Source organism: Paractinoplanes aksuensis, from assembly GCF_024137025.1.
Lineage (GTDB): Bacteria > Actinomycetota > Actinomycetes > Mycobacteriales > Micromonosporaceae > Actinoplanes > Actinoplanes aksuensis.
This window is the reverse complement of record NZ_JAMYJR010000057.1, coordinates 41,193-65,675: the sequence shown is the minus strand read 5'-3', so window position 1 is coordinate 65,675 and position 24,483 is coordinate 41,193. Positions and strand designations below refer to the sequence as shown.

The 24,483-nt window shown below is 72.2% G+C and carries 20 protein-coding genes; 8 read left to right on the top strand and 12 right to left on the bottom strand.

Annotated elements, in window-relative coordinates; translation table 11 throughout:
* Positions 1 to 26: 26 nt before the first annotated feature.
* Complete coding sequence (locus M1L60_RS43110) at positions 27 to 1,499, bottom strand: glutamate synthase subunit beta (RefSeq protein WP_253243402.1); 1,473 nt, start codon at positions 1,497 to 1,499, stop codon at positions 27 to 29.
* Positions 1,492 to 6,045 (bottom strand): glutamate synthase large subunit, encoded by a 4,554-nt coding sequence (gltB, locus tag M1L60_RS43105; protein WP_253243401.1) that lies wholly within the window; start codon positions 6,043 to 6,045, stop codon positions 1,492 to 1,494. The genes M1L60_RS43110 and gltB overlap by 8 nt, the downstream gene beginning before the upstream one ends.
* Positions 6,046 to 6,236: 191 nt before the next feature.
* Here gltB and M1L60_RS43100 point away from each other — a divergent pair, with 191 nt between their 5' ends.
* Positions 6,237 to 7,100 carry a GNAT family N-acetyltransferase gene (locus tag M1L60_RS43100; RefSeq protein WP_253243400.1) on the top strand — a complete coding sequence of 288 codons (864 nt, stop codon included), beginning with the start codon at positions 6,237 to 6,239 and terminating at the stop codon, positions 7,098 to 7,100.
* A 16-nt stretch (positions 7,101 to 7,116) separates the two neighbouring features.
* On the opposite strand, the gene M1L60_RS43095 is transcribed toward M1L60_RS43100, so the two are convergent.
* The 5 genes from M1L60_RS43095 to trpC are packed head-to-tail and all read right to left on the bottom strand — an operon-like array spanning position 7,117 to position 12,334.
* Positions 7,117 to 8,295, bottom strand: a complete 1,179-nt coding sequence (locus M1L60_RS43095) for an FAD-dependent oxidoreductase (protein WP_253243399.1) — start codon at positions 8,293 to 8,295, stop codon at positions 7,117 to 7,119.
* A 6-nt stretch (positions 8,296 to 8,301) separates the two neighbouring features.
* A complete protein-coding gene (gene lgt / locus M1L60_RS43090) occupies positions 8,302 to 9,474 on the bottom strand; it encodes a prolipoprotein diacylglyceryl transferase (protein ID WP_253243398.1) in 1,173 nt (390 codons plus the stop codon).
* A gap of 18 nt (positions 9,475 to 9,492) precedes the next feature.
* Positions 9,493 to 10,296 carry a tryptophan synthase subunit alpha gene (trpA, locus tag M1L60_RS43085; RefSeq protein WP_253243397.1) on the bottom strand — a complete coding sequence of 268 codons (804 nt, stop codon included), beginning with the start codon at positions 10,294 to 10,296 and terminating at the stop codon, positions 9,493 to 9,495.
* Positions 10,293 to 11,534: a tryptophan synthase subunit beta gene (gene trpB, locus M1L60_RS43080; protein ID WP_253243396.1), complete on the bottom strand. Its 1,242-nt coding sequence runs from the start codon at positions 11,532 to 11,534 to the stop codon at positions 10,293 to 10,295. The genes trpA and trpB overlap by 4 nt, the downstream gene beginning before the upstream one ends.
* Entirely contained in the window at positions 11,531 to 12,334 is an 804-nt protein-coding gene (trpC, locus tag M1L60_RS43075; RefSeq protein ID WP_253243415.1) for an indole-3-glycerol phosphate synthase TrpC, read from the bottom strand. The genes trpB and trpC overlap by 4 nt, the downstream gene beginning before the upstream one ends.
* Positions 12,335 to 12,705: 371 nt before the next feature.
* Here trpC and M1L60_RS43070 point away from each other — a divergent pair, with 371 nt between their 5' ends.
* Positions 12,706 to 12,951 (top strand): hypothetical protein, encoded by a 246-nt coding sequence (locus tag M1L60_RS43070; RefSeq protein ID WP_253243395.1) that lies wholly within the window; start codon positions 12,706 to 12,708, stop codon positions 12,949 to 12,951.
* Here M1L60_RS43070 and M1L60_RS43065 read toward each other — a convergent pair.
* From M1L60_RS43065 to hisI, 3 genes are read right to left on the bottom strand one after another with little or no spacing between them, the layout of a single operon-like run.
* Positions 12,948 to 13,496, bottom strand: a complete 549-nt coding sequence (locus M1L60_RS43065; protein WP_253243394.1) for a Trp biosynthesis-associated membrane protein — start codon at positions 13,494 to 13,496, stop codon at positions 12,948 to 12,950. The two genes, M1L60_RS43070 and M1L60_RS43065, sit on opposite strands and share 4 nt — an antisense overlap.
* A complete protein-coding gene (locus M1L60_RS43060; RefSeq protein ID WP_253243393.1) occupies positions 13,493 to 15,025 on the bottom strand; it encodes an anthranilate synthase component I in 1,533 nt (510 codons plus the stop codon). Before M1L60_RS43060 ends, M1L60_RS43065 begins: the two co-directional genes overlap by 4 nt.
* Positions 15,022 to 15,381 carry a phosphoribosyl-AMP cyclohydrolase gene (gene hisI, locus M1L60_RS43055; RefSeq protein ID WP_253243392.1) on the bottom strand — a complete coding sequence of 120 codons (360 nt, stop codon included), beginning with the start codon at positions 15,379 to 15,381 and terminating at the stop codon, positions 15,022 to 15,024. Before hisI ends, M1L60_RS43060 begins: the two co-directional genes overlap by 4 nt.
* 464 nt (positions 15,382 to 15,845) lie before the next feature.
* Between hisI and M1L60_RS43050 the strand changes: the two genes are divergently transcribed.
* The 4 genes from M1L60_RS43050 (at position 15,846) to M1L60_RS43035 (ending at position 21,308) form a co-directional block, all read left to right on the top strand.
* Entirely contained in the window at positions 15,846 to 19,127 is a 3,282-nt protein-coding gene (locus M1L60_RS43050) for a collagen-like domain-containing protein (protein ID WP_253243391.1), read from the top strand.
* 101 nt (positions 19,128 to 19,228) lie between these two features.
* Positions 19,229 to 19,951, top strand: coding sequence for an ABC transporter ATP-binding protein (locus M1L60_RS43045; RefSeq protein ID WP_253243414.1), 723 nt, complete (start codon positions 19,229 to 19,231; stop codon positions 19,949 to 19,951).
* A complete protein-coding gene (locus M1L60_RS43040) occupies positions 19,948 to 20,685 on the top strand; it encodes an ABC transporter permease (RefSeq protein ID WP_253243390.1) in 738 nt (245 codons plus the stop codon). Before M1L60_RS43045 ends, M1L60_RS43040 begins: the two co-directional genes overlap by 4 nt.
* A gap of 11 nt (positions 20,686 to 20,696) precedes the next feature.
* Positions 20,697 to 21,308: a TetR/AcrR family transcriptional regulator gene (locus M1L60_RS43035; RefSeq protein WP_253243389.1), complete on the top strand. Its 612-nt coding sequence runs from the start codon at positions 20,697 to 20,699 to the stop codon at positions 21,306 to 21,308.
* Here M1L60_RS43035 and M1L60_RS43030 read toward each other — a convergent pair.
* Positions 21,295 to 21,900, bottom strand: coding sequence for a TetR/AcrR family transcriptional regulator (locus tag M1L60_RS43030; protein ID WP_253243388.1), 606 nt, complete (start codon positions 21,898 to 21,900; stop codon positions 21,295 to 21,297). The two genes, M1L60_RS43035 and M1L60_RS43030, sit on opposite strands and share 14 nt — an antisense overlap.
* 99 nt (positions 21,901 to 21,999) lie before the next feature.
* Here M1L60_RS43030 and M1L60_RS43025 point away from each other — a divergent pair, with 99 nt between their 5' ends.
* Complete coding sequence (locus tag M1L60_RS43025; RefSeq protein ID WP_253243387.1) at positions 22,000 to 22,767, top strand: SDR family NAD(P)-dependent oxidoreductase; 768 nt, start codon at positions 22,000 to 22,002, stop codon at positions 22,765 to 22,767.
* 1 nt (position 22,768) lies between these two features.
* On the opposite strand, the gene M1L60_RS43020 is transcribed toward M1L60_RS43025, so the two are convergent.
* Complete coding sequence (locus tag M1L60_RS43020) at positions 22,769 to 23,494, bottom strand: DUF2470 domain-containing protein (RefSeq protein WP_253243386.1); 726 nt, start codon at positions 23,492 to 23,494, stop codon at positions 22,769 to 22,771.
* 92 nt (positions 23,495 to 23,586) lie between these two features.
* On the opposite strand from M1L60_RS43020, the gene rpsD reads away from it, so the two are divergent.
* On the top strand, positions 23,587 to 24,195 hold the full coding sequence (gene rpsD / locus M1L60_RS43015) for a 30S ribosomal protein S4 (protein ID WP_253243385.1): 609 nt from the start codon (positions 23,587 to 23,589) through the stop codon (positions 24,193 to 24,195).
* Positions 24,196 to 24,483 lie beyond the last annotated feature (288 nt).

The window sequence follows — 24,483 nt, the reverse complement described above, 5'->3', positions numbered from 1 at the left end:
AAGGCGGGCCCATCAGAACCAAAAGATCAGACGCCGATCGGCTGGGCCGACGACTGGACGGGAGCCGGCAGCTCACCCGCGGCGCCCAGGTAGTCGTGGATCGCCGCTGCCGCGGAGCGGCCCTCGGCGATGGCCCAGACGATCAGGGACGCGCCGCGGTGCATGTCGCCGGCCACGAAGACGCCGGGGGCCGACGTCTGCCACGTGTTGTCGGCGTCCAGGACGCCGCGGCGGTTGCGGTCGATGCCGAACTGCTCCAGCAGCGGCTGCTTCTCGGTGCCCTCGAAGCCGATGGCCAGCAGGACCAGGTCGGCGGGGAGGTCGCGTTCCGAACCGGGCGCGATGGTCACCGTGCGGACGCCGTTGATGCGCTCGACGGTCACGTCAGCCACCCGCACCGCGGAAACGTTGCCCTGGCCGTCGTTGACGAACTCCTGGACGGCTACGCCGAAGACGCGCTCGCCGCCCTCCTCGTGCGCGGGGTAGTTGCGCAGGATGACCGGCCACGTGGGCCACGGGTGGAGTTCGCCCGCCCGCTCCGACGGGGGCAGCGGGTACTGGTCGAGCTGGATCACGTTGGCCGCGCCCTGGCGGTGGGCCACACCCAGGCAGTCGGCGCCGGTGTCGCCGCCGCCGATGATGACCACGTGCTTGCCGGCGGCGTCGATCGGGGTCGTGTCCTGCAGGCCGGCCACGACCCGGTTGGCCGGGACCAGGTGTTCCATGGCCAGGTGGACGCCGTTCAGGTCGCGGCCCGGTGTGTCGTGGGCGTCGCGGCCCGCTAGGGCGCCGGCCGCCAGCAGCACGGCGTCGAAGCGGTCGCGCAGGTCGTCGGCGGTGACGTCCACCCCGACCTCCACGCCGGTTTCGAAGACGACGCCCTCGGCCTCCATCTGGGCCAGACGCGCGTCCACCACCGTCTTCTCGATCTTGAAGTCGGGGATTCCGTACCGGAGCAGGCCGCCGATGCGGTCGTCGCGCTCGTAGACCGTCACCGCGTGGCCGGCCCGGGCCAACTGCTGGGCGGCGGCCAGGCCGGCGGGGCCGGAGCCGACCACCGCGACCTTCTTGCCGGTCGCGACCGGTGCGGGCTGTGGGCGTACGTAGCCGAGGTCGAACGCGTGGTTGGCGATCTCGACCTCGACCTGCTTGATGGTGACCGGGTCGTCGGCGATGCCGAGCACGCACGCCGCCTCGCACGGGGCGGGGCACAACCGTCCGGTGAACTCCGGGAAGTTGTTCGTGGCGTGCAGGGACTCCGCGGCCGACTCCCAGGCGCCCGTGCGCACCAGGTCGTTCCAGTCGGGGATGCGGTTGCCCAGCGGGCAGCCCTCGTGGCAGAACGGGATGCCGCAGTCCATGCACCTCGTGGCCTGGTCGCGGATGAGCTCCTCGCCCGCGGGCGGGTAGACCTCGCGCCAGTCCTGGATGCGGACCGGGACCGGGCGGCGCTTGGGCAGCTGCCGCTCGTAACGCAGGAATCCGTTCGGGTCAGGCACCCTTAACCCCCATGACCGCTTCGGCGACGTTGCGACCGGCGGCTTCGGCGGTCCGGATGAGTTCCATCACGCGCTTGTAGTCGCGCGGGACGACGGCCGTGAAGCGTTCCACGGCCGCGGGCCAGTCCTTGAGCAGGCGTTCGGCGATGGCCGAGCCCGTCTCGGTGGCGTGCTTCTCGACGAGGCCGCGCAGGTTGTCCTGCTCCTCGTCGGTCAGCGGGGTCAGGTCGACCAGCTCGGGGTTGACCCGGGTCGGCGACAGGTCGAGGACGAACGCGGTGCCGCCGCTCATGCCGGCGGCGAAGTTGCGGCCGGTCGGGCCGAGCACGACGACCGTGCCGCCGGTCATGTACTCGCAGCCGTGGTCGCCGACGCCCTCGACGACGGCCTGGCCGCCCGAGTTGCGCACCGCGAACCGCTCGCCGGCGCGACCCCGCAGGAACAGTTCGCCCGCGGTGGCCCCGTACAGAATGGTGTTGCCGGCAATGATGTTGTCCTCGGCGACGAACGGCGCGCTGTCGTCGGGCCGCACGATGACCCGGCCGCCGGAGAGTCCCTTGGCCACGTAGTCGTTCGTGTCGCCGATCAGGCGCAGGGTGACGCCGCGGGGCAGGAACGCGCCGAACGACTGCCCGCCGGTGCCGCGCAGGGTGAACGAGATGGTGTCCTCGGGCAGGCCGGCGCCGCCGTAGCGACGGGTCACCTCGCCGCCCAGCATCGCGCCCACGCTGCGGTTGTCGTTGCGGATCCCGACCTCGGCGTGCACCGGGGCGCCCTCGGTCAGGGCGGGCTGGGCCAGCTCGATCAGCTTGTTGTCGAGCGCCTTCTCCAGCTCGTGGTCCTGGGCGACGATGCCACGCCGGGCCGTGCCCTCGGGGAGCTCGGGGACGTAGAGGATCGGCGACAGGTCGAGGCCCTTGGCTTTCCAGTGGTTGACCGCGGGAACCACGTCGAGCACCTCGGCGTGGCCGATGGCCTCGTCGATGCTGCGGAAGCCGAGCTCGGCCAGGTACTCGCGGACCTCTTCGGCCAGGAACAGGAAGAAGTTCTCGACGAACTCGGGCTTGCCGGTGTAGCGCTCGCGCAACACCGGGTTCTGGGTGGCGATGCCGACCGGGCACGTGTCGAGGTGACAGACCCGCATCATGATGCAGCCGCTGACGATCAGCGGGGCGGTGGCGAAGCCGAACTCCTCGGCGCCCAGCAGGGCCGCCACGACGACGTCGCGGCCGGTCTTGAGCTGGCCGTCGACCTGGACCGTGACCCGGTCGCGGAGCTTGTTGAGCAGCAGCGTCTGCTGGGCCTCGGCCAGACCCAGCTCCCACGGGGAGCCGGCGTGCTTGAGCGAGTTCAGCGGGGACGCGCCGGTGCCGCCGTCGTGACCGGAGATCAGGATGACGTCGGCCTTGAGCTTGGCCACGCCGGCCGCGACCGTGCCGACACCGATCTCGCTGACCAGCTTCACGTGCACCCGCGACATCGGGTTGACGTTCTTCAGGTCGTGGACCAGCTGGGCCAGGTCCTCGATCGAGTAGATGTCGTGGTGCGGCGGCGGCGAGATGAGGCCGACGCCGGGGGTGGCGTGCCGGGTCTTGGCGATCCACGGCCACACCTTGTTGCCGGGCAGCTGGCCGCCCTCGCCCGGCTTCGCGCCCTGCGCCATCTTGATCTGCAGGTCGTCCGCGTTGACCAGGTATTCGCTGGTGACGCCGAAGCGGCCGGAGGCGATCTGCTTGACCGCGGAACGGCGCTGCGGGTCGTACAGACGCTCGACGTCCTCGCCGCCCTCGCCCGTGTTCGACTTGCCGCCGAGGTTGTTCATGGCGATGGCCAGGGTCTCGTGCGACTCGGCCGAGATCGACCCGTACGACATGGCGCCGGTGGCGAAGCGCTTCACGATTTCCGAAGCGGGCTCGACCTCGCTGATGTCGATCGGCTCCCGCGAAGAAGCGAACGAGAAGAGCCCGCGCAGCGACCCGGCCTCAGCAGCCAGTCCGTCCACCTTGGAGGTGTATTTGCGGAAGACGTCGTACTGCTTGGAGCGCGTGGCGTGCTGGAGCAGGAACACCGTCTCCGGGTTGAAGAGGTGGATCTCGCCCTCGCGGCGCCACTGGTACTCGCCGCCGACCTCGAGCCGGCGGTGGGTGCGCTCGGCCGGGTTGGCCGGGTACGCCTTCTCGTGCCGCGCCTTCACCTCGGCGTGGATGTCGGCCAGCCCCGAGCCGCCGATCCGCCCGTTGGTGCCGGCGAAGTAGCGCTGCAGCAGCCGGTTGTCGAGACCGACGGCCTCGAACACCTGGGCCCCGCAGTACGAGGAGACCGTCGAGATGCCCATCTTGGACATGATCTTCAGAACGCCCTTGCCGAGCGCCTTGACGTAGTTGCGCACGGCCTTCTTCGGGTCGAGCCCGGCCAGCGGTCCGGTGGCGATCAGGTCGTCGACCGACTCGAAGGCGAGGTACGGGTTCACCGCGGCCGCGCCGTAGCCGATGAGCACCGCCGCGTGGTGCACCTCGCGGCAGTCGCCCGACTCGACGACCAGCGCGACCTGCGTCCGGGTCTGCTCGCGGACGAGGTGCTGGTGGACGGCCGCGGTGAGCAGCAGCGACGGGATCGGCGCCAGGTCGGCGTTCGAGTCGCGGTCGCTCAGCACGAGGATGCGGACGCCGTCCTCGATCGCCTCGGACACGTGCCGGCAGATCTGGGTCAGGCGGGCCTTGATGCCGGCCGCGCCGTCCCGCAGCGGGTACAGGCCGGAGACGCGCACCGCCTTGAAGCCGGGCAGGTCGCCGTCGTCGTCGATCGAGAGCAGCTTGGCCAGCTCGTCGTTGTCGATGACCGGGTAGGGCAGCACGATCTGCCGGCAGGACGCGGGGCCGGGGTCGAGCAGGTTGGCCTCGGGCCCGATGGTGGCCGAGAGGCTGGTCACCAGCTCTTCCCGGATGGCGTCCAGCGGCGGGTTGGTGACCTGGGCGAACAGCTGGTGGAAGTAGTCGAACAGCAGCCGGGGCCGGGTCGACAGCGGCGAGATCGGGGTGTCGGTGCCCATCGAGCCGAGCGGTTCGGCCCCCGTCCGGGCCATCGGCCCGATGAGGATCTTGAGCTCTTCCTCGCTGTAGCCGAAGACCTGCTGGCGGCGGGTGACCGAGTCGTGCGTGTAGACGGTGTGCTCGCGCGCCGGCAGGTCGTCGAGCTGGATCAGCCCGGCGTGCAGCCATTCGTCGTACGGCTCGGCCGCCGCCAGCTCGGCCTTGATCTCGTCGTCGTGCACGATCCGGCCGGCCGCGGTGTCGACCAGGAACATCTTGCCCGGCTGGAGGCGGCCCTTGGCGACCACCGAGGCCGGGTCGAGGTCGAGCACGCCCGCCTCGGAACCGAGCACGACCAGGCCGTCGGAGGTGTGCCACCAGCGACCGGGGCGCAGGCCGTTGCGGTCGAGGACGGCGCCGATCATCGAGCCGTCGGTGAACGCGACGCTGGCCGGGCCGTCCCACGGCTCCATCAGGCTGGCGTGGAAGCGGTAGAACGCGCGCCGCTTCGGCTCCATGCCGGGGTCGTTCTCCCACGCCTCGGGGATCATCATCAGCATGGCGTGGGGCAGGCTGCGCCCGGCCAGGTGCAGCAGCTCGAGCACCTCGTCGAAGCCCGCCGAGTCGGACGCGTCGGGCGTGTTGATCGGGAACAGCCGCTTGATGTTGCCCGGCAGCACCTTGGACTGCAGCAGCGCCTCGCGGGCGGCCATCCAGTTCTTGTTGCCGCGGATCGTGTTGATCTCGCCGTTGTGGGCGATGAAGCGGTACGGGTGGGCCAGGCTCCAGGCCGGGAACGTGTTGGTGGCGAACCGCGAGTGGACCAGGGCGATCGCGCTCGACACGCGCTCGTCGACCAGGTCGGGGAAGAACGCCGGCAGCTGGTCGGGCGTGAGCATGCCCTTGTAGGTGACCGTCCGCGAGGACAACGACGGGAAGTACGCCGCCACGTCGCGCTGCGACGTCTCGCGCTCGGCCTGCTTGCGGATGGTGAACGCGACCCGGTCGAGCTCGATGCCGCTCAGCTGCTCGCCGGCCGGGCCGGCCGCGGTGCCGGTGAGCCGGTGCGCGGCCAGGAACACCTGCATGATCGCGGGCCGGGCGTCCTCGGCGGTCTGGCCGAGCCCGTCCGGGCGGACCGGGACCTCGCGCCAGCCGAGAACGTCGCCCCCCTCGACCAGGGCGTACTTCTCGACGATCTTGACGGCGCGGGCGCGCTCGCCGGCGTCGAGGGGCAGGAAGACCAGACCGGTGGCGTAGTGACCGGCGGCGGGCAGCTCGAAATCGGCGACCGCGCGGTAGAACTCGTCCGGGACCTGGATCATGATGCCGGCGCCGTCGCCGGTGTTGTACTCGGCGCCGCGCGCGCCCCGGTGGTCGAGGCGGATGAGCGCCGACAGGCCCTTGGCGACCACATCGTGGGAACGCCGCCCGTACAGATCCGCCACGAAGGCGACACCGCAGGCGTCGCGTTCCTGAGACGGGTCGTAAAGCCCCTGAGGGTGCGGAAAAGCCACCGGGCCTCCTGTCGTCACTGGTGTTTCACTTCAAGGTCGGGACGACGTCGGCCCTGCAAAGTCTCTGAAGTCTACGTTAGTAGATGCCGATCTCCGCCAGTTCAGATGGATCACACTTGAATCGGGCGTCATCGACCTTCACGGCATAATGCAGTAGCCGAACAACCTCGAGGGTTGGGTAGTCTCGCGCGGTGGCGCAACAGGATACCGACGTCTTCGTCAGGCTCGAGCGGTTTTACGACGCCCTGCCCCGGCCCTACGCACGGGCCGAGGAGTTCGGCGGGCTGGTGCTCTTCGTCCGTGAGGGCGAGGGCTGGCCCTATTACGCCCGCCCCCGGCTCGGGGCCGGCACTCCCTCTGCCGCTGATGTTACTGCCGTCCGGCAGCGGCAACGAGAGCTGGGCCTGCCCGAAGCCTTCGAATGGGTCCACGAGACCACGCCCGACCTGCTCGCCGTGGGCCGCTCGGGCGGGCTCGACGTGCTGCTGGCGCCGCTGCTGACGCTCGACCCGGCCGCGCTCGTGCCCGACCTGCCGGTGCAGGGCGGCACCATCCGCTTCCTCGACCCGGACGCTTCGTCCTTCGCCGCCGACCTGGCCGCCTCACGCGCGGTGGCCCAGCTGGGCTTCGGCGCGCCCGCCACGACCGTGAAGCTGGAGGGGGCGCTGCTGATCGCGCCGGCCGGCCCGGTCGAGCGGGACGCGGCGACCGGGCAGCTCAGCGAGGCTCTCGTGACCAGCCAGCGGGAACGCAGCGCGTCGGGCGACTACTACACCGCGGTGGTCGACTCGCCCGAGGGAATCCTGGCCACCGGGGCCGTCATGCGTTCGGGCGACGTGGCCGAGGTCGCCGGCGTGGCGACCCTGCCGTCGGCCCGCCGGCGCGGCTACGCCTCGCAGCTGACCGCGGCGCTGGCCCGGCGCTCGCTGGCCGACGGCGTCAGCCTGGTGTTCCTGTCGGCCGGGGACGACGACGTGGCCCGCCTCTACACAAAGGTGGGATTCCGGCGGATCGGCACCGCCTGCATCGGGGAGCCCGCAGCCGCCGCGCTGTGACCAATGACTCCCCCGATCAGTCCGGGGGCTGCCATTCGGCGAACGGCGCGCTGAGGATGCGCGGCCGCATGTGGTTCAGGGCCGCGTCGCGGGCGCGCAGGGCCAGCCGTCCGCGGGCCTGGACGACGGCCGACATGCGGCGGGTCTGCCGGACGACGGTGGTGGCCCGGGGTTGCCGCAGGCGACTGTAGGCCTCGAGGGCAGCGGTCAGCGCGGGCCCCGGCGCGGCCTCGCCGGCCAGCGCACGCAGGGTGGCGGCGTCCTCGAACGCGAGGCAGGCGCCCTGGCCCAGGTGGTGCGGCATCGCGTGGGCGGCGTCGCCGAGCAGCACGACCCCACCCGGGCCGGACGGGAACGCGTACGCCCGGGGCAGTGGCCGCAGTTCGCGGACCTCTTGCGGCACCAGCTCGCCGGCGTGGGTCGCGGCCAGCAACTCCCCCACCGGCGGATGCCAGTCGGCGAACCAGCGGCGCAACAACTCGAGCTGGGTGGCCGGGGACTCGGGGCGGGGCGCGCCGGCCGCCGTGGCCACCCAGTAGACACCGCCCTGGCCCCCGGCCCGCTCGCCCAGCGGGATCGCGACGAACCGGTAGCCGGCGCCCAGCGTCTCGCCGCCCGCGGCCAGCCCGTCGGGCATCGGCGGCACCCGGTAGCCGGGGATGACCGCCTGCCACGCCGCGAAACCCGAACCGACCGCGGCCGATTCGGGAGCGAGCGTACGGCGCAGCGTGCTGTCGATGCCGTCCGCCGCGACCACCAGGTCGGCCTCGATCTCGGTGCGGCCGTCGCCGATCACCGGCCGCAGACCCGGGCCGGTGCGGATCGTCGTGACCGGGAAGCCGGTGCGGATCTCGACCAGGTCGCCGAGGCCCGCCACCAGAGCGTCGTAAAGATCTTCCAGATGTACGACACCGGGCGCGGGACCAGCGCCGCCGGCGCGCGGCGTGACCAGCCATTGGCCGTCCGGGCGGCGCACCCCACCGTCGGGCAGCGGGGTGGCGATGGCCGACCAGCCGCCGTCGGCGTCCAGCGACTCCAGCGCGCGGCGGCCGTTGGGCCACAACACCAGCGCGGTGGGCGGCGCGGCCACCCGCTCGGACTGTTCCAGGACCACGACGTGCCAGCCGCAGCGAGCCAGGGCGCCCGCGGTGGCCAGCCCGGCCAGGCCCGCGCCGACGACGACCGCGGTGCGCACCTCAGGTCAGCGTTCGTCGGTGCGGGACTCCGGCTCGGCGTCCGGGGTGGCCTCGCGGCCCGACCCGGCGGCCTTGCCCGTGGCCAGCAGGGCGGCGCCGTTGCCGGCGGGACCGGCCGGGTCGCGCTCGGCCGGGTGCCCACCGGCCGCGATCTCCTCCGCCATGTCGGCCGGGGTGTCGGGCGGCAGGATCCCCGTACGGCGGTAGGCCTGGAACCGGGCTTCGCTGACCACCTGGTAACCCTTCGGCGTGGCGTCGCGCGACGACTCGGTCGCCGACACGTCGACCTGGGAGACATCGCTGGTCGCGGACGGCTCGGGCTCGACCTCGGGCGCGTCGTCGGGCACCACGTAGGCCCGCGGGCCCCGGACGACCAGGAAGTAGATGAGCGCGCCGAGGAAGACGACGACCGAGGTGACGACGTTGAGCCGGACGCCGAAAAGTTTGTTCGCCTCGTCGACCCGCAGCATCTCGATCCAGAACCGGCCCACCGTGTACGCCATGACGTAGAGGGCGAAGGCGCGGCCGCGGCCGAACTTGTACTTGCGGTCGGCCAGCCACACGAGCAGGGCCACACCCAGGTTCCAGAGCAGTTCGTACAGGAATGTGGGGTGGTACAGGTCGGGCAGCGTCACCGCCTGGCCGTCGATGCGGGTGGCGTGCCCGGGGTTCGACCGGTCCATGTCGTGGACCTCGAGACCCCACGGCAGCGTGGTGACCTTGCCGTAGAGCTCGTTGTTGAACCAGTTGCCGAGCCGGCCGACCGCCTGGGCCACCGCGAGACCGGGGGCCAGCGCGTCGGCCACCAGGCCCAGCGTCAGGCCGAGCTGGCGGGCGCCGAGCCACGCGCCGACGGCGCCGCCGAGCACCGCGCCCCAGATGCCGAGGCCGCCCTCCCAGATGTAGAGGGCACGGACCGGGTCACCCCCGGCGCCGAAGTAGTCCTGCGGCGAGGTGGCCAGGTGGTAGAGCCGGGCGCCGACGATGCCGAACGGCACCGCCCACACCGCGATGTCGAGCGAGGCCCAGCGGGCCACACCCCGGCTACGCAGCCGATACTCCATGATCAGGCAGGCGGCGACGATGCCCAGGACGATGCAGATCGCATACGCCCGCACGGGCAGGCCGAGCAGATGCCACACGGACGTGGTCGGGCTGGGGATTGCGGCGTAGTCCACGGGTGCAGGCTACCGGTTTTACTTCGCCGGGTTGCGCACGCCCTCAGCTAGTTCCGCGCTCAGTGTCCGCAGGCGGGACAGGCCGGTGGACCGGTCGGGCGCCTCGAGCACGCAGCGGATGAGCGCGCTGCCCACGATCACCCCGTCGGCGAAGCCGGCCACCTCGGCCGCCTGCGCGCCCCTGCCCACACCGAGGCCGACCCCGACCGGCATGTCCGGGTTGGTGTGGCGGACCCGGTCGACCAGTTCCGGGGCCTGCGACGAGACCGAGGTGCGGGCGCCGGTGACACCCATCAACGCGGTCGCGTAGACGAAGCCGCGGCAGTGCGCGACGGTCATGGCCAGACGCTCGTCGGTCGAGGACGGTGAGACCAGGAACGTACGGTCGAGCCGGTGCTCGTCGGCGGCCGCGATCCACTCGGCCGCCTCGTCCGGGATCAGGTCGGGCGTGATCATGCCGGTGGCCCCGGCCGCGGCCAGGTCACGGGCGAACGCGTTCACGCCGTACTTCTCGATCGGGTTCCAGTAGGTCATGAGCACGACCGTGGCCCCGGCGCTCGCGACCGCGTCGATGATCCGCAGCGTGTCGCGGGTGCGCACGCCCCGGCTGAGCGCGATGTCGCTGGCCTTCTGGATGACCGGGCCGTCCATGACCGGGTCGGAGTAGGGCAGCTCGACCTCGATGACGTCGCAGCCGGCCTCGTGCATCGCGATCATCGAGGCGATGCTGTCGTCCACCGTCGGGAAGCCGGCCGGCATGCAGCCGACCAGCACGGCCCTGTCCTCGGCCTTCGCCTTGTGGAAGACCTCGGCGATGCTCACGCGTTCTCCCCCGGGACAAGCTCCTCGACCGGGTCGAGGATGCCGAAGTAGGCGCCCGCGGTGTGGACGTCCTTGTCGCCGCGGCCGGACAGATTGACCAGGATGGTCGGCGTACGGCCCAGCTCTTCTCGCAGTTGCGGGGCGATCCGGGCCGCGCCCGCGAGCGCGTGGGCGCTCTCGATGGCCGGGATGATGCCCTCGGTGCGGCAGAGCAGGTGGAACGCGGCCATCGCCTCGTCGTCGGTCACCGGCTCGTACTCGGCCCGGCCCGTGTCGTGCAACCAGGCGTGCTCGGGTCCGACGCCCGGGTAGTCGAGGCCGGCCGAGATCGAGTGCGACTCGACGGTCTGCCCGTCCTCGTCCTGCAACACGTACGTCCGGGCGCCGTGCAGCACGCCGGACGACCCGCCGGTGATCGACGCCGCGTGCCGGCCGGTCGCCACGCCCTCGCCGCCCGCCTCGAAGCCGTACAGCTGCACGGACTCGTCGGGGACGAAAGCGTGGAAGATGCCGATCGCGTTGGAGCCGCCGCCCACGCACGCCGCCACCGCGTCGGGCAGCCGGCCGATCTGGTCCAGGCACTGGGCCCGGGCCTCGATACCGATGCCACCCACGAAATCGCGTACGAGTTCGGGGAACGGATGCGGACCGGCCGCCGTGCCCAGCAGGTAGTGCGTGGTGTCGACGCTGGCCACCCAGTCCCGCAACGCCTCGTTCAACGCGTCCTTGAGGGTGCGCGAGCCGTTGGTGACCGGCACGACCGTGGCGCCGAGCATGCGCATGCGGGCCACGTTCAGCGCCTGCCGCTCGGTGTCCATCTCACCCATGTAGACGACACACTCGAGGTCGAGCAGGGCCGCCGCGGTCGCGCTGGCCACGCCGTGCTGACCGGCGCCGGTCTCGGCGATCACCCGGGGCTTGCCCATCCGCTTCGCGAGCAGGGCCTGGCCCAGCACGTTGCGCACCTTGTGGGCGCCCGTGTGGTTCAGGTCCTCCCGCTTGAGCAGGATCTCGGCGCCGACTTTTTTCGACAGCCGCTCCGCTCGGTAGAGCAGCGAAGGCGTACCGGCGTAGTTGACCAACAGATCTCGGAACTCGGCCTGGAATTCCGGGTCCGCCTTGGCCGCCCGATACGCGGCGTCCAGCTCGTCCAGGGCGCGGACGAGGGCCTCGGGCACGAACCGGCCGCCGTACCGCCCGAAATGTCCGGACAGGTCGGGCAGAACCGGTGCGCTCATCGGACCGGCCTCGGCGTCGCGGGGTGGTTCCCGGCGTTGACCAGTTCGGCCACCGCGTCGCGGGGCGACTTCTGGGTCACCAGGCCCTCGCCGACCAGCACGGCGTCGGCGCCGGCCGACGCGTACCGGATCAGGTCGTGCGGCCCGCGCACCCCCGACTCGGCGATCTTGACGACGTTGTTGGGCAGGCCGGGCGCGATCCGCTCGAAGACCGACCGGTCGACCTCGAGCGTGCGCAGGTCGCGGGCGTTGACCCCGATGACCTTCGCGTTCGCCTCGAGGGCGCGGTCCGCCTCCTCCTCGTTGTGCACCTCGACCAGCGCGGTCATGCCGAGCGACTCGATCCGCTCGAGCAGGCCCATGAGCACGTTCTGCTCGAGCGCGGCCACGATGAGCAGCACCAGGTCGGCGCCGTGGGCGCGGGCCTCGTGCACCTGATAGCTGGAGACGACGAAATCCTTGCGCAGCACCGGGATCCGCACCGAGGCCCGCACGGCCTTGAGGTCGTCGAGCGACCCGCCGAACCATCGGCCCTCGGTGAGCACGCTGATACAGCGGGCGCCGCCCGCCGCGTACTCCCCGGCCAGTTCGGCCGGGTCGGGGATGTCGGCCAGCGCGCCCTTGGACGGCGACGACCGCTTCACCTCGGCGATCACGGCCACGCCGGGCTTGCGCAACGCCGCATAGGCGTCGATGGCCGGTGGCGCGGCTGCCGCCAGCTCCCGAACCTGCTCGAGCGGCACCTGCTCCTGCCGGGCCGCCACGTCCTCGCGCACACCGGCGAGGATCTCCTCCAGCACGTTCTGCGGTCCGCCAGAACCCGCTTCCGCCTGCTGTTCGGATGTCACGAAACGACTCCCCTCTCCGGGTGTCCTTTGACCGATGCTAGGAGGTCGGGGTCGCGCAAGACCCCCCGGGGTATGGCGCGCCTCACCAGGTGGCCTGTTGCATAATGCCGCCTGCCTCGTCACACGCTGTCTCTTCCGTCACAGCGGCCACGAGCCCTCCGGGGCGTTGTGCAGGAACACCTCATCTGATCGGTGGATCCCCACGGCGCGTTGACACGACCGTCACTCACCGGAAATGGGGGCCGTTCATGATGAGTCCCAGGCAGACTGGTCGAGGCGTCCCGCACGCCTGCCAGCCCAGAGCGATCGATGTGGAGTTAGCCGTGGCCGCCACTGCTCCGACCGAGCCCGTCGGATTCGCGAACGTCTCCCGCGCCCTCGTCTCCGCCGCCGCCGACCTCGTCACCGGCGTGCAGCGCCGGGTGGTGGGCGACGACAAGGTGCGCACCGCCCGCGACAACGCGTGGGCGGCGACCCTCGAGAACCGCGCCCAGCACGAGGCCCAGGCCGAACTGACCCGCGAGGTCGCGGCCATGGTGGCCCGCCGCCGGCTGGTGCGCTCGAGCTAGTCCGTCGGGTCGTCGCCGCGGTCGAGCGAGTCCCAGGCCGCGCGGTTGTCGATCGGCTTGGTGTTGACACCGGCGGGCACCTCGGCCGGGGGCGCCGGCGGTTTCCGGTCGTACCGGGCCGACATGCGCGGCCACCGATGACCCTGACGCGCCGCGGTGAGCCCACCCGACGCGATGATCGCGCCGCCGAAGGCGCAGGCCACGGGCCAGACGGTGCCGCCCGCCCCGGCCTCGCCGGTGTCCAGACCGGCCCGACCGGCGATCGCGGCCACGGCGACCCCGAGGCCGGCCAGGATGAGCAGGCCGCCCAGAGCGCGCCGCAACCAGCCGTGCGTGGCCAGCAGCGCGCCGGTGCCGGCCAGGCCGACCAGGGCCAGGCCGATCAGCCAGGGCGCGACATCGGCGCCGGTCTCGACCGTCCGCAGATCCGACAGGCCCGGGCGCGGGGTGACCTGCACCGACCACGTACGGGTGGCGCCGTACGCGGCCAGACCCGCCCCGGCCAGGCAGGCCAGCAAGGACAAGAGGTACGGGCGGCGGTTCATCGGGCTGCGCGCAGAGTTTCCGCGGAGGCGATCGCGGCCAGGACCGCCGCCGCCTTGTTGCGGGTCTCCTGCTCCTCGGCGGCCGGGTCGGAGTCGGCCACGATGCCCGCCCCGGCCCCCACGTAGGCGACACCGTCCTTGAGCAGGGCGGTGCGGATCGCGATGGCCATGTCCATGTCGCCCGCGAACCCGAAGTAGCCGACCGTGCCGCCGTACAGGCCGCGCCGGGTCGGCTCGAGCCCCTCGATGATCTCCATGGCGCGTACTTTGGGCGCGCCCGACAACGTGCCCGCCGGGAACGTCGCCGCCAGCGCGTCGAACGCCGACTGGTCGTCGCGCAGCTCGCCGATCACCGTCGACACGATGTGCATGACGTGGCTGTAACGCTCGATCCGGGCGAACTCCGGCACCTCGACCGACCCGGCCCGGCACACCCGGCCCAGGTCGTTGCGGCCCAGATCGACCAGCATGACGTGCTCGGACCGCTCCTTGGGGTCGGCCAGCAGCTCGGCGGCCAGGGCGTTGTCCTGCTCCGGGGTGGCGCCCCGCCAGCGCGTGCCGGCGATCGGGTGCAGCAGGGCGCGCCGGGTGCCCTGCTCGTCGGCGCTCACCTTCAGATGGGCCTCGGGCGACGAGCCGACGATGTCGAAATCATCGAAACGCAAGAGATACATGTACGGGCTGGGGTTCGTGGCCCGCAGCACCCGGTAGACATCGAGCGGGTCGGCGTCGGTCGGGCGCTCGAACCGCTGCGCCACGACGATCTGGAAACACTCGCCGGCCCGGATCGCCTCCTTGGCCTCGTCGACCGCCTTCTGATATTCCCCCGGGGCCGTACGGCTCACCGGCTCACCGGCCCGGCGGCGCTCCACCATGGAGATCATCGGTGGCGTGGGCCGCGACAACGCCGTGGTCATCGCGTCCAGCCGGCCCACCGCGTTGTGGTACGCGGCCCGCTTGGCCTGCTCGTCGGCGTCCTCGGCCAGCACCGCGTTGGCCACCAGCACGGCCGAACCGTCGTAGTGGTCGAGCACGACCAGGTCGGTCGCGAGCATCATGCCCAGCTCGGGCAGGTTCAGGTCGTCGGTGGCCGACTGCGGCAGGCGCTCGAACCGCCGGACCAGGTCGTAGCTCAGGTAGCCGACCATGCCGCCGGTCAGCGGGGGCAGATCGTCCGGAGCCGGCCCGTCGGCGAGCGCGGCCACGGTCTCGCGCAGCGCCACCACGGGGTCACCGTCGAGAGGTACGCCGTCGGGCGGAGAGCCGAGCCAGAGCGCCTGCCCGTCCCGCTCGACGAGGGTCGCCGCACTGCGCACCCCGACGAACGAATACCGCGACCAGGCCGCGCCGGACGGGCCCGCCCCCTGCTCGGCCGACTCGAGCAGGAAGGTGCCCGGCCCGCCGGCCAGCTTCGTGTAGACGCCGACCGGGGTCTCCCCGTCGGCCAGCAGCCGGCGCGTGACCGGCACGACCCGGCGGCGGCTGCGCAGGAAATCGTCCTCGGACGGGAAGACGGCGCCGCTGGTCACGACTGGTCCCCCAGGGGCAGCTCGGTGAAGAAACAGGTGTGCTCGCCGGTGTGGCAGGCCGCGCCGGTCTGGTCGACCGTGACCAGCAGCGCGTCGCCGTCACAATCGAGCGCGACCCCGCGGACGTGCTGGTGGTGGCCGGAGGTCGCCCCCTTCACCCAGTACTCCTGCCGGCTGCGCGACCAGTAGGTCGCGCGCCCGGTGCTCAGGGTGCGGTGCAGCGCCTCGTCGTCCATCCAGGCCAGCATCAGCACATCGCCGCTGCCGTGCTCCCGCACGATCGCCGCGACGAGGCCCTCGGGGGTGCGCTTGAGCTTGGCCGCGATGGCCGGATCCAGTTCGGTCTTGACTGCCACACGAACGATTCTCCCCCATCGGCCGGCGTTCCCCGCTCCCGCCCGACGCCCGCCTGTGCGCTCGCAGCCCGCGCGGCCGTCTTCGCCTCGCGGCGCGCGAAGCTGCCTGTTTCGAGTTCGCGTGGCTGTCTTGTTCGCGACTCGCGCTGGTGTTCTGTGTGCAGGCGACGCACTCCGGTTGATCGCCGCGGCGATCAACCTCTCGGTGCGGGTGGCTAGGCCATCCGGATCGTGGGTGGTGACGTCGCTCGATTCGGGGGTGGTGAAGGCGGGGCGGTCCGGGGAGCGGCAGGGCTGGTCGGGGACGCTCACGATCCGGGCACGGGTAGTGCCGTTGGGGCGGGTGTTCGGTACCGTCGTCGTGCGTTGCACCCAGCCAGGGGTGCTCATGACCGCCTCCCGAGAGGGTTCCCGCTGCTCAGATGAGCGGGTGGCGGAGCCGGAGCGACGGGAGTCTCAAACCGATGGAGCCGACGTCCAACCCCGACCACAATCGGTCGACGCGCGGGCTGGCCCGATTCTGGCCGGTGCACCGCGACGACGAGAGCGAGACCGGGGCGTCCGATTCGTCCGCGATGTCGGGCCCTCTTTCGGGTGAAACCGAGATGGTGGCGCTGGGCTCGCGGCGCACCTCGGAGGGACTGGGCGCGGACGGTTCGGTCAGCGGGCCGCCCGGGACCGGTCAGCCGTCGACGGTGGAGAGCGGACCGATCGGTCCCCGGCTTCCCTTCGCGGCGGGAACTTACGGTCAGGGCAGTCCGTCCGCGGCGTACGAGTTCGGTGGGCCCGCTTCCGGCGGCCCGCAGCCGAGCGGCGGCCCGGGGCCGCTGCCCGGCCCGACCGGCGACCACAGTTCAACCAGCGGATCGGGCGGCGGCCACGGCTCACTCGGCGGACCCGGCTCGGTCGGCGGACCCGGTCGTGGCCACGGCCCGGCGCGTGACGGCGAACCGCTCGGCGGCGCCGCCGGCCCTGCTCGCGGCGACGGCGCGTTCGGCCCCACCGGCGACAACAGCCCGCTCGGCCCGAACGGTGGCAGCGGCCCGCTCGGTCCCGACAACCAGTTCGGCGGCAACGGCCCGGGCCGCGGCGACGATCCGTTCGGCGGCAACGGGCCCCTCGGCAGCAACAATCCGGTCCGCGGTGACCAACCGCCGGGCGGTAACGGGCCGTTCGGCGGTAACAGCACGGCCCGCGGCAGCGAACCGCTCGGCGGTAACGGCCAAGCTCGCGGAGGCGGCAACGGCGAGGGGCGCCGTGGTGGGCCGTTCGGCATGAACGGCCCGGCCGAGCCCGGCCACCCGCTCGGCGGCGACAGCTCGACGCGCGGCAGCAACGGCCAGGGACGCGCCGACGAGCCGTTCGGTGTCAACGGCCCGACCGGACCAGGCAGCCCGCTCGGGGGCGACAGCGCCGCGCGCGGCGGCAACGGTCACGGCCGCGCCGACGGGCCGTCCGGTGTCAACGGCTCAACCGCACCCGGCAACCCGCTCGGCAGCAACGGACCGGTCCATGGTGGCGAGCCGTTCGGGGTGAACGGCTCGCGCGCGCCCCTCGGCGATAACAGCCCGGAGCGCGGCCTGAACGGCTCGTTCGGGCCGGACAGCCCGCTCGGGGGTAACGGGCCTCTAGGCAGCAACACGCCGGGTCGCGGCAGCGAAGCGGCCGGCGTCAACGGCTCGGACGCGTCCCTGGGCGGCAACGGCCCGGCGCGCGGCGACGACCGGCTCGGCGGCGACGGCCCGGCGCGGGCCGACGACCGGCTCGGTGGCGACGGGCCGGCGCGGGCCGGCAATCCGCTCGGCGTGAACGGCTCCGCGGGTTCGGGCGGCCGCGCTGACCGGCCAGGTCCGCACCGGGGCAGTGGTCTGAGCAGCGCGTTCGGTGGCAACGGCCGGTCCCGGGACCCCCTGGGTGGGACCAGCCCGGTCTCGGGCGCGTTCGGCGGCTCCTGGGACGGGTTCGGGCCGGCCGGTGAGAACAGCGCCCTCGGCGAGAAGGACGACGATCCGATCGCGCCTTCGCAGCGGGGTGTTCTCGGGATGCCGCTGCAGCCGAGCACCCGCGCGAACAATCCGGGCCCGGTGAGCAGCCCACCCAACTCCGTGAGCGGCCCGCCCGCGATCCCGGGCAGCCCTTCCGGCCCGGTGAGCGGCCCACCCACGACCCTGAACCAACCGGTCAGCGGACCGCCCGCGTCCTTCGACCGGCCGGTCAGCGGAGCACCCGCGCCGCTCGATCGATCGGCCGCGCCGGTGAGCGGGGCGCCCGTCAGCGGCGCCCCCGTCAGCGGGGTGCCCAAGTCGGTCGACCGCCCGGCGGCGCCGGTGAGCGGACCGCCCGCATCTCTGAACATGCCCGTCAGCACTCCCCCGGCGCAGGTCAGTGGCCCGCCCGCGGCCGCGGCGCAACCCGAGCGGGGCGTTGGCGATTCTGATCACTCCGCCCCTTCCGAGGAGGGCGGCGCCGGCCGACCGGCCGTACAGTCCGGGCGGGGCAACCCCTGGGAGCGCGAGTTCGGCGGTTTCGGCCTGGGCGGACGCAACAGCCGGTTCCTGTTCGGCGGGCGTGACCCGGCCGAGCCCCGGCCCGGCCTCAACGGGCACGCACACGGCGAGGCGAACGGCCGGTCGACCGGACCGGACGGGCCGGGCCACGGGGAGAGTCCCGAGCTCCGGGAACCGCGAGACGAGAACGGTCGTGATGACATGAACGGACGGGCCGGGTTCCCCGGTGTCCCGACCTCCGGCGCCGGGCCGGCCGCGCCGATCTCCGGGCCGGCCGCGACCGGCGCCGACGAGCCGGCCGGGCGCGACGAGCCCACCGGCCGCCGGGCCGCGTCGGCGCCGGGCGTGGACGACGCGACCAGCCGCCTGACCTTCGGCGCATCCGAGTCCGACAGCCCGGCCGGTCGCCGCGCGTTCCCCGGGGACGACGTCCCGGGCCGCCGGGCCGCCTCCGAGGACGAGGACGTCCCGGGCCGCCGGGCCGTTCCGGAGGACGACCCGCGCCGGGCCGCGGCGGGCTGGGCCTCCGTGCCGACCTCGACCCACCCGATCGTCGCGCCGACGTCGTCCCCGCCGGTTTCCGCGCCACCTGTTTCCGCGTCGCCTGTTTCGGCCCCGCCCGTCTCGGGGGCGCCGGTCTCGGCCTCGCCCGTCTCCGGCGGCCCGGTCTTCGGCGCCGCGTTCGGTCAGCCGCCGGCTTACACCCCGGCCCTGCCCGACCCGACGGCCGGTCCCGTGTCGGGGGTGCCCGCGCCCCGGACAGCGGCCAGCATCCCGGTGCCCGTGACCAAGCCGCAGCCGGCCGACGAGAAGCTGCCGATCAGCCCGGCCGACGAGCCGGAGAAGCGCCGGTCGGCCAGCCTCGAGGACGCCGAGCCGGCCCGCCGCGGTCGTCGCGCCGCGCCGGACGAGCCCGACGAGACGGCGGCGCTCGACGACGCCCCGCTGCGCCCGGGGGATGTCGCGGCCGGGCACATCGCGTTCTGGGACGACGACGCGGTCCGGCACTTCCGGGCGGCCTGGCACGAGGTCAAGGCCGAGTTCGTGGACGATCCCGAGACGGCCCTGACCCGGGCCCACGACCTGCTCACGGACGCGGTCAACGAGCTCACCGAGGCGTTGCTGGCCGAGCGGGACGAGCTCGACCCGTTGCGCGGCAGCGGCACCCCGGACACCGAGAGCATGCGGATGGCCATGCGCGGCTACCGGGAGTTCCTGGATCGCATCCTGGCCCTGTAGAGAAAAGCCCCGATCCGTACGTACGGGATCGGGGTCTTTTTTCGATCTCGGAATTCATCTACCGTTGAGTTCAACACTTGATGAATTCCGTGGAGGCCACGATGGACAACGCGATCGAGGTACGAGACCTCATCGTGGAGCGCGGCAAGCGAACCGTCTTGCACGGCATCTCCTGCGACATCCCGACCGGCCGCGTGACCGGCCTGCTCGGCCCCAGCGGCAGCGGCAAGACCACCCTGATCCGGGCCGTGGTCGGGGTGCAGATCGTCCGCTCGGGCACGGTCACGGTGCTCGGCCGCCCGGCCGGCAGCGCTCCCCTGCGACGCGAGCTCGGCTACGTCACCCAGGCCCCGAGCGTGTACGCCGACCTTTCCGTCCGCGAGAATGCCCGCTACTTCGCCGCCCTGCGCGGTCTGGGCGCGGCCGAGGCCGACCGCGCGATCACCGACGTCGGCCTGGCCGGCGCCCGCGATCAGCTGGTCGGCAACCTGTCCGGCGGTCAGCGCAGCCGGGCCTCGCTGGCCTGCGCGCTCATCGGCGACCCGAAACTGCTGGTGCTCGACGAGCCGACCGTCGGGCAGGACCCGGTGCTGCGGGCCGACCTGTGGACCCGGTTCCACGAGCTGGCCGCGGCCGGCACCACGCTGCTGATCTCGAGCCACGTGATGGACGAGGCCGGCCGCTGCGACCGCCTGCTGCTCGTGCGCGAGGGCCGCGTGATCGGCGACGACACCCCGGCCGCCATCCGGGCCCGCTCCGGCACCGACGACCTCGAAGAGGCTTTCCTGCGCCTGATCCGCCAACTCGACGAGGTGACGGCATGAGCCTGCGCATCACCTTTGCCACGGCCGGGCGCATCCTGCGCCAACTGCGACACGACCGCCGTACGGTGGCCTTGCTCCTGATCGTGCCGGCGTTGCTGCTGGCCCTGCTCTATTTCATGTACGACGGTTCGGGCGCGACCTTCGACCGGATCGCCCTGATCATGCTGGGCATCTTCCCGTTCGTGATCATGTTCCTGGTGACCAGCATCGCGATGCTGCGCGAGCGCACGTCGGGCACCCTGGAACGGCTGCTCACCACACCCCTGGGCAAGCTCGACCTGCTGTTCGGCTACGGCCTCGCCTTCGGGCTGGCGGCGGCTCTGCAGGGGGCGGTCGCGACCGGGGCCGCGTACTGGCTGCTGGGTCTGCAGACGACCGGGAACGCGGGGCTGGTCGTGCTCATCGCGGTCGTCAATGCCGTGCTCGGGGTGGCGCTCGGCCTGTTCTGCAGCGCTTTCGCCCGTACGGAATTTCAGGCCGTACAGTTTCTCCCGGTGGTCGTCGTGCCGCAGATCCTGCTGTGCGGGTTGTTCGTGCCGCGCGAGCAGATGGTCGGCTGGCTCGAGGGCATCAGCAACGCGCTGCCGCTGACCTATGCGGTCGAGGCCCTGGCCCAGGTCGGTCTGTCGGCCGCCGCGACCACCACGATGTGGCGCGATCTGGCCGTCGTGGCCGGGGCGACGGTGGTCGCGCTCGTGCTCGCCGCCGCGACCCTGCGCCGGCGTACCCCCTGAGGAGTTCGGCATTGGTCAGGCGCAGCGGGCGGCGTCCCGGCAATCAGGACACGCGTACGTCCATCCTGGAGGCCGCCCGGGCCGCGTTCGCCGAGAAGGGGTACGACAAGGCGTCGATCCGCGCCATCGCCGGTGACGCCGGGGTGGATCCGGCCCTGGTGCACCACTATTTCGGCACCAAAGAGAAGCTGTTCCTGGCCGTGATGAACGCGCCGATCAATCCGGGCGAACTGATCCCGCAGGCGCTCGAGGGCCCGCGCGAGCAGGCCGGCGAGCGCCTGATCCGGCTGGCGATCGGCGTGTGGGACTCGCCCGCGGGCTCGGCCGCGCTGGCCGTCTTCCGCTCGGCGCTGAGCAACGAGTGGACGGCCCGGCTGCTGCGCGAGTTCGTGGTGACCCAGATCCTGCGCCGCGCGGTCGGCGAGATCATCGAGGACCAGGCCGAGGCCCCGATGCGCTCGGCCCTGGTCGCGACGCAGATCGCGGGCACGATGGTCACCCGCTACGTCCTGCGGATCGAGCCCTTGGCCGGCGCCGACCCCGACACGATCGCGGCCGCCGTCGGCCCCAACATCCAGCGCTTCCTGACCGACCCGATGCCCGAGGTGTTCAAGCAGCCGTAGCCGGCCAGGCGGCCATGGCCAGGTCGGCGGTGTCGGTGAGTTCGGCCACGGTGGCGCCGTCGCGGGCGCGCTGGGACATGCCGTGCATGACCGTGGTGAAGTACGCGGCCAGCTGGCGGGGGTCGGCCGAGGCCGGGATCTCGCCCTCGTCGCGAGCGGTCGCCAGGCGCTGCTCGAACGTGTCGACGCTGGCATTGCGCAGGTCACGCATGTAGACGGCGACGTCGACCTCGGCCGTGGCCGCGCTGCAGAGCAGGTTGCCGGCCGGCGTGTCGGGGTCGGTGTACATGGCCGCCGCGTCGAACAGGATGCGGCGGAAGGCGCCGTGGGCCGTGGGCTCGTTGGCCATCGCGGCCCAGACGAACTCGCCCGCCGGGGAGCGGCCGTAGGCCTCGATCACCTCGTTGAACAGCGCCTTCTTGTCGCCGAAGGCCGCGTAGAGGCTGCCGGGCCGGATGCCCATGGCCTGGGTGAGGTCGTGGATCGAGGTCGCCTCGTAGCCGTTCTGCCAGAACAGGCGGGTGGCGGCGGCCAGGGCGGCCGCCCGGTCGAAGGTCGGCGGCCGGCCTCGCCGCGCTTCCGAAGTGCTCACGTCCCCATTCTAGAGCGATCACTCAAAATATTTGTTGGCCGATCACTCAAGAAGTCGCTACCTTGGCTCTTGAGCGATCATTCAACAAAGGAGCGGGACATGTCAGCAGCACTGCAGGGCAAAGTGGCGGTCGTCACCGGGGGCAGCCACGGGATCGGCCGGGCGACCGCCGAGCGGTTCGCCCGCGACGGGGCGATCGTCGCCGTCGGCTACGGCCACGACGAGGTTGCGGCCCGCGACACGGTCGAGCGCATCGGCAAGGACGGCGGCCGAGCCTTCGCCGTGCACACCGAGCTCGGCACACCCGGCGACGCGGAGCGCTTCTGGGCCGCCTTCGACGAGGCAGGCCGGGAATTCGTGGCCGACGGGAAGATCGACATCCTCGTCCACAACGCGGCCAAAGGCAGTTTCGCCCGGCTGGCCGACCTGCCCGAGGAAGAATTCGACCAGGTCATGGCCGTGAACGTGAAGGCGCCGTTCTTCCTCACGAAGCTGGCGCTGCCGCGCCTGCGCGACAACGGCCGGATCATCAACCTCGCCAGCCTCGCGGCCACAGTCGGCAGCCCCGAGCTGTTGGCCTACGGCGTCAGCAAGGCGGCGCTGAACACGTTCACCCTCGACCTGGCGCTGGATCTGGGCCCGCGCGGGATCACCGTCAACTCGGTGGCGCCCGGCATCGTCATGACCCGCAACAGCCAGTACCTGCGGGACAACCCCGAACTCGCGGCGCAGCAGGCGGACCGGGTCGCCCTCGGCCGGCTCGGCGAGGCCGAGGACGTGGCCGACATCATCGCCTTCCTCGCCTCCGACCAGGGCCGGTGGGTGACCGGTCAGGTCATCGACGCCTCGGGCGGCACCGCTCTCTGAATCAGTCGGTGCAGCGGTGGCAGAGCACCGGGTGCAGCAGGTGGGCGAGGTCGTGGCGGTCGGTCACCGGGCGCGGGAAGGCCAGACGGGCCAGCTTGTCGTCCAGGCGGACCATGAAGCCGTAGCGGTCCATGCGGACCACCCGGGGCTCGGCCACCGGCTGGAAGGTCTTGCCGAGCTGGCGGCGCACGTAGGCGCTCATCTCGGCCTCGTGGTGATCGGCCAGATCGGCGATCAGGTCGAACTCGATGCGGCACAGCGGGTCGGGCGTGGCCTCGGCGAACTCGTCGACGTCGACGTCGTGCAGGTTCTCGTTGCGCTCGTAGCGCACCTCGGCCACGTCCATGCGGTGCAGCACCTGGCCCTCGCCGACGTCGAGCAGGTCGCCCGAGGCGTCGACCTCGGCGTAGTCGAGCGCGGCGGCGCGCGCCTCGTCCCCCTCGAGCAGCGCGGCCCAGCCCGAGATCCACACGCGGCCGAGGGCGGGCGAGCCGGCCATCGGGGGCACGTCCGAGATGTCGAGCACCATCGCGGTGTCGTCGGTGCCCTCCTGCGGCTGCAGGGCGGCGGTGAACGCGCCTTCGCGCGGCGAGAGCAGGAGGACCCGGCCGTTCGCGTCCGTGACGTGCCGCACGGGAAGGGGTCCCGGACGGCAGGCGACGTGCGCGACACCGGGGAGGTGGCCGGCGGCGAGCGTACGCGAGATCTCGGCGGGGGTGGGCTGCATGGTGACGACCTCCGGGCCTACGTTAGGCTTGCCTTAGTAAGGTGAGGCTAACCGTAACACCGGCCTCAAGCGCAAGTTGACTCGGAGACTTCATGAACAACTCCCGACCGAAAGCCAAGCTCTCGCGAGCCCTTGGCATCCCGCTGACGCCGAAGTGCGTGAAGTACTTCGAGAAGCGGCCCTTCCCGCCGGGCGTGCACGGCCGGTCCCGCCGCAAGGCCTCGGACTACCAGGTCCGGCTGCTCGAGAAGCAGCGCCTGCGGCACCAGTACAACATCAGCGAGTCCCAGATGCGGAAGGCGTACGACGACGCCCACCGCGCCGAGGGCAAGACCGGCGAGACGATGGTCACGCTGCTCGAGCGGCGTCTCGACGCCACGGTGATGCGGGCCGGCCTGGCCCGCACCATCTACCAGGCGCGTCAGCTCGTCGTGCACGGCCACTTCACGGTCGACGGCAAGAAGGTCGACCGCCCGGCCTACCGGCTCAAGCCGGGTCAGGTCGTCGAGGTGCGCGAGAGCAGCCGCCAGAAGCCGCCGTTCCAGATCGCCGCCACCGGCGCCCACATCGACGGCCCGACCGCGCCCTACCTCTCCACGGTCCTCGAAGACCTGCGCACCACAGTGATCCGGCTCCCCCAGCGCTCCGAGATCCGCGTCATGTGCGACGAGCAACTGGTCGTGGAGTTCTACGCCCGCTGATCGCGGACCGTCCAACCCCGCGCACTCGCCCCGCTGATCTGCGTCAACTCGCGGACCATCCAACCCCGCCCATTTGCCCGCTGATCTGCGTCAACTCGCGGACCGTCCAACCCCGCGCATTTGCCCGCTGATCTGCGTCAACTCGCGGACCGTCCAACCCCGCGCACTTGCCCCGCTGATCTGCGTCAACTCGCGGATTGTCCAGCCCCGTGCAATCGCCTCGCTGATGAGGAGGCAGTCGATTTTTCGACGCCGCGCTCTTGCTCTTTGCGGCGGCGGAAAATCGGC

Bases quoted from the DNA above. Each gene is read 5' to 3' on its own strand.
- M1L60_RS43040 (WP_253243390.1), top strand. From the start codon at position 19,948: ATGAGCCTGCGCATCACCTTTGCCACGGCCGGGCGCATCCTGCGCCAA.
- M1L60_RS43025 (WP_253243387.1), top strand. From the start codon at position 22,000: ATGTCAGCAGCACTGCAGGGCAAAGTGGCGGTCGTCACCGGGGGCAGC.
- M1L60_RS43050 (WP_253243391.1), top strand. From the start codon at position 15,846: ATGGAGCCGACGTCCAACCCCGACCACAATCGGTCGACGCGCGGGCTG.
- M1L60_RS43045 (WP_253243414.1), top strand. From the start codon at position 19,229: ATGGACAACGCGATCGAGGTACGAGACCTCATCGTGGAGCGCGGCAAG.
- trpB (WP_253243396.1), bottom strand. From the start codon at position 11,534: ATGAGCGCACCGGTTCTGCCCGACCTGTCCGGACATTTCGGGCGGTAC.
- M1L60_RS43065 (WP_253243394.1), bottom strand. From the start codon at position 13,496: ATGAACCGCCGCCCGTACCTCTTGTCCTTGCTGGCCTGCCTGGCCGGG.
- M1L60_RS43020 (WP_253243386.1), bottom strand. From the start codon at position 23,494: ATGCAGCCCACCCCCGCCGAGATCTCGCGTACGCTCGCCGCCGGCCAC.
- rpsD (WP_253243385.1), top strand. From the start codon at position 23,587: ATGAACAACTCCCGACCGAAAGCCAAGCTCTCGCGAGCCCTTGGCATC.